A 1,483-nucleotide genomic window follows, 5' to 3' on the forward strand; every position below is an offset into this window, starting at 1 on the left:
TCTGTGGAGGTGATCCAGCCGCAGATTCCCCTACGGCTACCTTGTTACGACTTAAGCCCCCTTGCGAAGCCCAGATTCGACCACCGTTACGGTGGCCTCATCCGGACCTCACTCGGGTGCTTTGACGGGCGGTGTGTGCAAGGAGCAGGGACGTATTCACCGCACTCTTCTGAAATGCGATTACTACCGAATCCAGCTTCATGTGGGCGAGTTTCAGCCCACAATCCGAACTACGATCGAGTTTCGGAGATTAGCGCCCTCTCTCGAGGTGGCTTCCCATTGTCTCGACCATTGTAGCCCGCGTGTTGCCCAGCTCATTCGGGGCATACTGACCTACCGTTGCCCGTTCCTTCCTCCAGTTTGGCACTGGCAGTCTCCCTAATGTACCCATCAAGCGTGCGCTCATGCTGGCAATTAAGGATGCGGGTCTCGCTCGTTGCCTGACTTAACAGGACGCCTCACGGTACGAGCTGACGGCGGCCATGCACCTCCTCTCAATAGCTCAGGTAAGCTCATCACACTGACCTTCACTGCATATTGTCGGAGCTGGTGAGATGTCCGGCGTTGAGTCCAATTAAACCGCAGGCTCCTCCGGTTGTAGTGCTCCCCCGCCAATTCCTTTAAGTTTCATCCTTGCGGACGTACTTCCCAGGCGGCCAGTTTAGCGTCTTCACTGCGGCACAGCACGAGCTCGTAGCCCGCGCCAAACCTAACTGGCATCGTTTACAGCTGGGACTACCCGGGTATCTAATCCGGTTCGTGACCCCAGCTTTCGTCCCTCACCGTCGGATCCGATCTCCTGAGATGCTTTCGCCATCGGCGGTCCGTCCAGGATTACAGGATTTCACTCCTACCCCAGACGTACCTCTCAGGTCTCTCGGTCCCAAGCCGTGTGGTTTCTGCTGGACGCCTGCTCGTTGAGCGAGCAGATTTCCCAACAGACCCTCACGGCCGGCTACGGACGCTTTAGGCCCAATAATAGCGGTCATCACTCGAGCTGCCGGTGTTACCGCGGCGGCTGGCACCGGTCTTGCCCAGCTCTTATTCTTGTACCTCCCTACGGTACAGAAAAGCGAGGGCTCTATGCCCTCGCACTTGGAGTTCCCTTATCGCACTGTCGTGCAGTGTAAAGTTTTCGCGCCTGCTGCGCCCCGTAGGGCCCGGAATCTTGTCTCAGATTCCGTCTCCGGGCTCTTGCTCTCACAACCCGTACCGATTATGGGCACGGTGGGCCGTTACCCCACCGTCTACCTAATCGGCCGCAGCCACATCCTACGGCGCCTGAGCGTTTCTAACTCTCTCCACTCCAGGATGAGAGCTATATGACCTATTAGCCTCAGTTTCCCGAGGTTATTGGTCTCCGTAGGGTAGTTTGGCCACGTGTTACTGAGCTATCTGCTACGAATATGAATTCGTACAACTAGCATGGCTAAATCGAACTCCAATAGCAATGACCTCCGGCAGGATCAACCGGAATGCTCCC

Annotated in this window: 1 rRNA gene; it reads right to left on the minus strand. The window is 56.5% G+C overall.

Annotated elements, in window-relative coordinates:
• Nucleotides 1–4: 4 nt before the first annotated feature.
• Nucleotides 5–1,477: ribosomal RNA gene (locus tag ACSC1P_RS22080) — 16S ribosomal RNA — on the minus strand.
• Nucleotides 1,478–1,483 lie beyond the last annotated feature (6 nt).

The sequence above is a fragment of the Haloarchaeobius caseinilyticus genome (assembly GCF_051207395.1).
Lineage (GTDB): Archaea > Halobacteriota > Halobacteria > Halobacteriales > Natrialbaceae > Haloarchaeobius.